Below are 8,223 nucleotides of genomic sequence, written 5' to 3' on the forward strand. Positions count from 1 at the left end.
GTGATCGGCCAGTAACACAACACTCTCTGAGGCCCTCGCCGAACTTCGAGGCGCGGCGCAAGTCGCCCACGAGATCACCCAGCAGATCTACTTCGCCAGCGGAGCCTTCGAGGACAAACAGCAAAACGATCGACCCGCCCCGGCGGCAAGCCTTGCCGGGTTCGCCAACCTGGCATTGCCCGTCCTCGCGACATGCGCCGAGATCCAGGACCCACAGACCATCCATCATGCCGTAGAGACCATGCACTTCCTCGCCCCACTGGACGAGGCCCGCGCACTGCAGGCCATCGCAGCCGTGGTGCCGTCGAACGGCCCATACGCCAGCGACTCACTCGCCGGGGACTTCCTCATGCCTTACCTGCAGAGGCTGCTCGCCGAACAGCGGCACCTGGTTCTCGTTGACCTCGTCGGTGTCGCGGCGTTCCGTCACCTCTTAGATGTCTTCGCCGCGGCGGGCAATGGAACAGCGCTGGCGCTCGCCTACAGCTTCGCTGACGTATTCCGGTAAAGGATCGATCCCGGTCCTCTCTCCTGGCTCAGGCGGGCTTCGCCTGAGGTCGGTCGGATCATGTCTGAAGGGATCTTCCGCAACTCGGTGTAGGCCTACGATGCCGGGTCCCTCCATTGCGTCGGTAAGCAACAGGTATTCCTCGGCGTCCGCGACGGCTGACGAGGCGAGCGAAAATTGAGCACCGCCTCCGCGCCGACCTTTTGCCCGGCGCGGGACTTTACCTGTGCTGCGAGGAGGACTCGGCGGCCGTCAGCGGTCAAGTCGAAGTCGACCGCATTGGCGTCATCGCCGACATAAGAATTCGGATCCTCCTCGATGCGGCATGCCTTGTATCCCGGGTCGGCGAGGGCGCCGAGCATGTACTCGACGGTGCGTAGGTACTGGTACTGGAAGCCACGCGCCGCTAACTTGATCTTTAAGTGCGCCACGAGCGCGGAATGCGGGGTTGTTGTGTAGGGACCTTGCTGGATGCGGTGCTGTGCAGGAGATGAAGGTCTGGCCCTTCGGCGTCGCCCTGCGAGGGGAGGCGTCAAACCACCTCAAGCTGCGTTGGCTGAAGACCGTCGTGGTGAGCGTTGAGGAAAAGGCGCACGAGATGCGTCAGGTGGGGACCGGGAAGGCGAGCGCGAGCGAACCGTTGATGACGCGTCGAAACAAGTAGATGACATCGAAACCGGGGCGGTTAAAGGGCCCGGGATGAGCCTGGCGGGCGACCCGTTGTACTGGCCAGGCGGTGTCCGGCGTAGAGGCGGCGCGAGTCCGGTCTGCGGCTTCTGCATGGAACGTGGGAAGGCGGACGCCGATACCGCTGCCTTGGCCGTGCGCGGCCCGGGGGCGAGAGGGAGCGCGTCGAACGGCGGAAACCGTGAGGCGTTGAGTACCGTCGCGGCGTCCGCTGGCGGACCGGCCCGTAGTAGCGGTGAAGCCTCTGTAACGGGGGTGGAGCGAAGGGGCCGGCTCATCTGTCGATCTGTTCACACGAACAACCGGGCGTTGTCCCGGGAGGAAGCGGGTGGGCGTGTCGGAACCGCAGGACAAGCCGTTCAACATTCCGAAACGGCTGGTGTGGGAGGCATACGAGAGAGTCAAGGCCAACAAGGGCGCCGCCGGGGTGGACCGGCAGTCCATCGAGGGCTTCGAGACGGATCTGAGGAACAACCTCTACAAGATCTGGAACCGGAGTGTGTCACGGACGCGGACGGCGGGGTGAGTAGGTAACTCCGTCCTGACGCGGTGCTGTGCGGAAGATGGAGGACTGTTGGCCCTCTGGAGTCGCCCATTCGGGGGGAGGCTTCAAACCACCTCATGCTGCGTTGGCTGAAGACCGTCGTGGTGAGCGATGAGGAAAAGGCGCACTTGATGCGTCAGGTGGGGATCAGGAAGGCGAACGCAAGTGAATCGCTGACGACGTGCCGAAATCAATCTAGACGACATCGAAACCGGGGCAATTCGGTAGCCTCGGGATGAGCCTGGCGGGTGCCCGTTGGTTGGCCAGGTGGTGTCCGGCATGAAGGCGACGCGAGCCTGATCTGCGGCTTCTGCATGGAACGTGAGAAGGCGTGTCTCGACACGGCCGCCGGGCCTCCCGGCGGCGAGAGGGAGTGCGTCAAGCAGCAGAAACTGCGAGACGTTGAGTACCGTCGCGAGACGCGCTGGCGGACCAGCCTGTAGTAGTGATGAACCACCTGTAATGGGTGGAGAGCGAAGGGGCTGGGCCATTCGTGGTTCGTTTGTTCGGTCAACCGGAATTCTGGGAGGAGCCGGGTGGAGGAATCGAGGCCGGTAGGAAAGCCGTTTGCAATTTCCAAACGGGCGGTGTGGGAAGCATACGAGAGGGTGAAGGCCAATAAGGGTGCGCCGGGAGTGGACGGGTTGTCCGTTGAGGAGTTTGAGAAGGATCTGAAGAGTAACCTCTACAAGATCTGGAACAGGCTCTCCTCGGGGACATACTTTCCGCCTCCGGTGAAGGCAGTGGAGATACCGAAGTCTGGCGGTGGGGTCAGGACGCTGGGAGTACCCACAGTCCAAGATCGAATTGCGCAGACGGTGGTGGCTATGGAACTGGAGTCGAAGGTGGAACCAATCTTCCACCAGGACTCCTATGGCTACCGGCCCGGCAGGTCGGCTTTGGACGCGGTCGGGATGTGCCGGCGGCGGTGCTGGAAGATGGACTGGGTTGTTGATTTGGACATCTCCAAGTTCTTCGACAGCGTCGATCACGACCTCATGGTCAAGGCGGTAGAGGCTCACAGCGATGCCCCGTGGGTGGTGCTGTATGTCAAGCGGTGGCTGGTCGCGCCGTTGCAGCGCCCCGACGGCACCTTGGAGGCCCGCGATCGGGGTACCCCGCAGGGGTCTTCGGTTTCGCCGATCTTGGCGAACCTGTTTCTGCACTACGCGTTCGACAAGTGGATGGCTCGGACGTTCCCGGCCATTCCGTTCGAGCGGTATGTGGACGATGCGGTCGTGCACTGCAAGAGCGAACGTCAGGCTCAGATGGTGCGCGCCGCGATCGCCGAGCGGATGGGCAAGGTTGGGTTGCTGCTGCATCCCGACAAAACCAAAATTGTGTACTGCCAGGACAGCAACAGAAGTGGCTCGTCTGAGCACACGTCGTTCACGTTCCTTGGGTACACGTTTCGTCCGCGCAAAGCCAAGGCCAAGGACGGCAGGAAGTTCACGTCGTTCCTGCCTGCGGTCAGTAAGGACGCCGCGAAGAGAATCGGTCAGCAAATACGCGGGTGGCGGTTGCACACGCGGATCGCGCGGACCCTCGGCGAGTTGGCGGAATGGATCAACCCGATAGTACGTGGCTGGCTGCTGTACTACGGACGGTTCTACCGCACAGAAATGTATGTGTTCCTCAAACGCATCAACACCTATCTGGTGCGCTGGGCTCGCATGAAATACAGACGGCTACGCGGGTTCAAGAAAGTGAAGGCGTGGTGGGGCGAGGTCGGTAAACGCGTCCCACGGCTGTTCGCCCACTGGGAATGGACACGAGGTTTCCTGCCGACTGGATGGTAAGAGCCGTGTGACGGGCGACTGTCACGCACGGTTCTGTGGGAGCCCGGGGGTGCGATTCCCCCGGGCGACCCGACTGTCGTCGGGGACTTACTTCCCACCTGCGGTGATGGCGGTGGAGATACCCAAGCCGAACGGCGGCGGAACCCGGATTCTCGGGGTGCCGACCGTCGCGGACAGGGTCGCCCAGACGGTGGCGGCGATGACGCTGGAACCCCGGACGGAGTCGATTTTCCATGAGGACTCCTACGGATACCGGCCACGACGCTCCGCGCTGGACGCGGTGGCCAAGTGCCGTCAACGGTGCTGGCGCAAGGACTGGGTGATAGATCTTGATGTCGCCAAGTTCTTCGACAGCGTGCCGTGGGACCTCATGGTCAAAGCGGTCGAGGCCAACATCACCACCGACCAGCGTTGGGTACTGCTGTATGTGAAGCGGTGGCTCGCCGCCCCGATCCAGCAGCCTGACGGCACCCTGGCCGAGCGTGATCGAGGAACCCCACAGGGGTCAGCGATCTCGCCCGTCCTGGCCAACCTGTTCATGCACTACGCGTTTGACACGTGGCTGGAACGCGAATTCCCGACCGTGGAGTTCGAACGCTACGCCGACGACGCCGTGGTGCACTGCGTGACCGAGCGGCAGGCACAGAATGTGCTGGCCGCGCTCGCCGAGAGAATGGAACACGTCGGGCTGCGTCTGCACCCCGACAAGACCAAGATCGTGTACTGCCGGGACTCAAGGCGGCGAGGCTCCTACGAGCACATCTCGTTCACCTTCCTCGGCTACACCTTCCGCCCCCGCAAGGCCGTCTATCCGGACGGGAAGACGTTCACCTCCTTCCTGCCCGCGGTCAGCCCGGAGGCACTCAAGGCGATGGGCAAACGGCTCCGCTCCTGGCGGATCCACCGACGCAGCGGGGACGACCTCGCTGAGCTTGCCGCATGGATCAACCCCATCGTGGCGGGCTGGATGACGTACTACGGCCGGTTCTACCGGTCGCAGCTACTGCCCCTCCTCCGGCACGTCAACACCTACCTGGCGCGCTGGGCCCGGAAGAAATACAAACGGCTGCGCTCCCTCAAACGGTTCAAAGCCTGGTGGACCGGGATCCTCGATCGAGACCCCGGCCTGTTCCGGCACTGGGCCTGGGAGAGCCATTTCCTCTGGAAAGGATGAGAAGAGCCGTGTAACGGGCGACTGTTACGCACGGTGTGCGCCGTGAGGCGCTTCGTTGTATCCCCGACGCAGTTGGGAGGAACTTGGAGGGTTGTTCCTGGGTCGCTCGGCTTACCTGAACGCGAAAGCGGGAGGGGACCACAGCATGCCGAGGAAGCGGTGGCCGTCTGGGAGGCGTTCACGGGTGTCGTGCCGCAAGACCCGCGCGATATGGCCAAGGCTGGATTGCTTGAAGCCCAATCTCCAGCGTGAAAGTGACGCACCGTCGGAATGACGCCTGTAACCGACGCCCGCGTCATGTCCGGGCATGAACCGTGAGACCGGGCAACCTCCGTGACGCGGGGCGCCTCCCAGCGAGGGAGGTCAAGGAGATGAGTGGGCGGCCTACGTCGTGCTCGATACGTACAGCGAAGACGTACCACGGGATCGCCTACGGGGCGCGAGCCCTATGGCGACGGAGTGTCCATAGTAGTCGGTGCGCCATGAGGTGCACTGTTGTATCGCCCGTGTAGCGGGCAGAGACGAGAGGAGTTGTCTCTGGATCTGATGGCTGACCCGGCCTCGAAAGGGTGACCGGGGAAAACAGCATGCCAGGAAACCGGTGGCTCATGCCCAGGCGTATGGGGTGGCGTGCCGGGGGATCCGCGCGATATGGCGAAAGCCTGATTGCCTGAAGCCTAGTCTCCAGGAGGTGGAATATGGCGCCTGCCGGAAAGACGCCTGAAACCGGTACCGGCCCCTGCGGCGGGTTGGCGACTAGCCTGCTGCAATTCTCTGGGGCGCAGGAGCGATGCCCTGTCAGGGTATTCAAGGAGACGGACGGGACGCCTAAGTCGCGCTAGACACGTACAACAGTTGTGAACATGGGATCGCCTAAGGGACGCGAGTCCTATGGTGACGGAGTGCCCGCAGTAATCGCCGGGGTAACGTCCGGCCAATCTGGAGACCGCTAATGACGGTCCACAGGGTGAAGGGGCACAGGCGATGAGCGAGAAGGAACCATGAGGGATGCGTAATGCAGGAAGCCGAAGTGGTACTTAACGTTCTCCGCGAGCGCGGCAGGAAGGGCCTGCCGTTCACACAGCTCTACCGGCAGATGTTCAACAAGGATCTGTACCTGCTGGCCTACGGGAACATCTACGCCAACCAGGGCGCGATGACCCCCGGGGCCAACGAGGAAACCGCCGACGGCATGTCCGAGGGCAAGATCGACCATATCGTCGGGGCGATGCGGTGCGAGCGGTACCGGTTTGTTCCGGCCCGCCGTACCTACATCCCGAAGAAGAACGGGAAGCTACGCCCGCTCGGCCTGCCGTCATGGTCCGATAAACTGGTCGGCGAAGTGGTCCGTCTCCTGCTGGAGGCGATCTACGAACCACGGTTCTCCGGCCGGTCACACGGGTTCCGGAAAGGACGCGGATGCCATACCGCGCTGCGGGAGGTGCGCGAGACCTGGACGGGCACCGTGTGGTTCATCGAGGGTGACATCTCCGACTGCTTCGGGTCTTTTGACCACGAAATCCTACTCGGGATACTATCGGAGAAAATCCATGACCAGCGGTTCCTTCGGCTTATACGAAACATGCTCAAAGCCGGGTATTTGGAAGACTGGGAATACCGTGACACGCTCAGCGGAGTTCCGCAGGGCGGCGTGGTATCCCCGATCCTTAGTAACGTCTACCTCAACGAGCTCGACAAATTCGTCGAGCAGGAATTGATCCCGCAGTACACGCGGGGAGCGCAGCGGGCCGCCAATCCCGCCTACCGGCAGGTGGACGCCCTGCTGCGACGGGCACGGCGGCGCGGGGACCGGGCGCAGGCCCGGTCCTTGACACAGCAGATGCGTACGCTGCCCTCCACCGACCCGATGGATCCCGGCTTCCGCCGCCTGCGCTATGTGAGGTACGCGGACGACCATTTGCTGGGATTCATCGGGACACGGGCCGAAGCCGAACAGATCAAGGCCCGGCTGACCGTGTTCCTCCGGGAGACCCTCGGGCTGGAACTCAACACGGCCAAGACCCTGATCACCCACGCCCGCACCCAGCGGGCACGGTTCCTCGGCTACGAGATCACCGTCCAGCACTCCCGCACGAAAATCACCAGAAACCGCAGGTCGGTCAACGGGGTGATCGCGTTGCGAGTGCCACCGGACGTGGTCAAGGCCCAGTGCGCCCGCTACCGGCGGCACGGCACACCGTGGCACCGGCCGAAGCTGCAGAACCTGCACGACTACGACATCGTGCGGGTCTACGCAGCCGAGTACCGGGGCGTCGTGAACTACTACCTGCTCGCCCAGGACGTCTCGCAGCTACGCACGCTGCGCTGGCATGCCGAGACGTCCATGCTCAAGACGCTGGCCGTCAAGCACCAGTCCACCGTCGCCAAGATGGCCACCCGTCACCGGGCCAAGGTCGTCACCAGCGACGGCCTCCGGACCTGCTTCGAGGCCAGACGCAAACGCACGGGCAAGCCGGACCTGGTAGCACGATTCGGCGGGATCATCCTGCGGCAAGACCGGCGGGCGGTCATCACCGACCCTGCCCCGGTCCCGGTCCGCGTCCCCCGCAAGGAGCTGCTCGCGCGGCTCCGTCAGCGGGAATGCGAGCTATGCGAGGCCGGCATCACGGTGGCCGTCCACCAAGTCACCGGCCTCAATAAACTCGGAAGACCAGGACCGGGCCAACCCGCGTGGGCCACGCTCATGGCCAAGATGCGGCGCAAGACGCTCGTCGTCTGCGCGCCGTGCCACGACTGGATCCACGCACACCCCGTCACGCACGCGGCATAAATCGCTGGAGAGCCCGGTGCCTGGAAAGCGGGCACGCCGGGTTCGGAGGGAGGCTGCACGGAGAAGGCCCGAACCCATACGGGATAAGGGACCTCGCCGTGCAGCCCACCCTACCCGGAGTCACGACCGGCCGGGGAGGACGGGAAAGCCGATCCGCAGGGCGAAGGGACACAGGTGATCGGGACGTCCGGCGATGGGAGGTATGCGTAATGCAGAGCGCTGAAACGGTGCTGGAAACCGTAAATGGAAGCATGGTCAGTTGCGGGACCACCAGTCAATGGAGTTCGATCGCGGCAGGCGCAGGCGCAGGCGCAGGCGCAGGCGCAGGCGCGACGCCGAGTATGTCCAGCGCGGCAAGGCGGACGCACCGTGGAGAACGCGCACCCTCTTCGACACGAGCGGGCGGCACAGCACGCCAGGCGACCGTGACAGAACGTAGCGCCGGGTCAGCGGCTAGATGAGTGCGAATCCGCGAAATCCCCGGCTGGTGCGGACAGCATGGTTCGTCTGGGCGTGGTTCTGTCGCCGGTGACAAGGACGATGTGTTGATGTTGGATGGTGCTGTGCCAGAGCCGCTTGCCGAGCCGCCCCCGGATCAGGTCGAACGCGTAGCGGCGTTGATCGACGCGCTGCTCTCCGATGAGCGATCGCCCAGTGCGGTTACGAGGTTCTACGACCCTACGACTAAGAGAGTGTTGTGTAACCGGGTGATCACATGAC

At 63.6% G+C, this 8,223-nt stretch carries 7 protein-coding genes; 6 read left to right on the plus strand and 1 reads right to left on the minus strand.

The window, feature by feature from the left end; genetic code table 11:
• Positions 1-229: hypothetical protein (locus A6A27_RS45535; RefSeq protein ID WP_206745054.1), on the minus strand; the 229-nt coding region annotated here is incomplete at its 3' end.
• Positions 230-241: 12 nt separating this feature from the next.
• Here A6A27_RS45535 and A6A27_RS04945 point away from each other — a divergent pair.
• From A6A27_RS04945 to A6A27_RS04970, 6 genes are all read left to right on the plus strand, one after another.
• Complete coding sequence (locus tag A6A27_RS04945; protein WP_143193888.1) at positions 242-508, plus strand: hypothetical protein; 267 nt, start codon at positions 242-244, stop codon at positions 506-508.
• Positions 509-989: 481 nt separating this feature from the next.
• Complete coding sequence (locus A6A27_RS04950) at positions 990-1,172, plus strand: hypothetical protein (RefSeq protein ID WP_073833304.1); 183 nt, start codon at positions 990-992, stop codon at positions 1,170-1,172.
• A 357-nt stretch (positions 1,173-1,529) separates the two neighbouring features.
• Positions 1,530-1,721, plus strand: coding sequence for a hypothetical protein (locus tag A6A27_RS04955; RefSeq protein ID WP_198940199.1), 192 nt, complete (start codon positions 1,530-1,532; stop codon positions 1,719-1,721).
• 605 nt (positions 1,722-2,326) lie between these two features.
• Positions 2,327-3,538: a group II intron reverse transcriptase/maturase gene (ltrA, locus tag A6A27_RS04960; protein WP_274534525.1), complete on the plus strand. Its 1,212-nt coding sequence runs from the start codon at positions 2,327-2,329 to the stop codon at positions 3,536-3,538.
• Between the two features lie 49 nt (positions 3,539-3,587).
• A complete protein-coding gene (gene ltrA, locus A6A27_RS04965; RefSeq protein ID WP_274534524.1) occupies positions 3,588-4,712 on the plus strand; it encodes a group II intron reverse transcriptase/maturase in 1,125 nt (374 codons plus the stop codon).
• A gap of 1,015 nt (positions 4,713-5,727) precedes the next feature.
• Positions 5,728-7,503 carry a reverse transcriptase/maturase family protein gene (locus tag A6A27_RS04970; protein WP_241825080.1) on the plus strand — a complete coding sequence of 592 codons (1,776 nt, stop codon included), beginning with the start codon at positions 5,728-5,730 and terminating at the stop codon, positions 7,501-7,503.
• Positions 7,504-8,223 lie beyond the last annotated feature (720 nt).

Source organism: Micromonospora sp. CB01531, from assembly GCF_001905095.1.
Lineage (GTDB): Bacteria > Actinomycetota > Actinomycetes > Mycobacteriales > Micromonosporaceae > Micromonospora.

Coding starts and splice junctions, on each gene's coding strand:
- A6A27_RS04945 (WP_143193888.1), top strand. CDS start 242: ATGCACTTCCTCGCCCCACTGGACGAGGCCCGCGCACTGCAGGCCATC.
- A6A27_RS04970 (WP_241825080.1), top strand. CDS start 5,728: ATGCAGGAAGCCGAAGTGGTACTTAACGTTCTCCGCGAGCGCGGCAGG.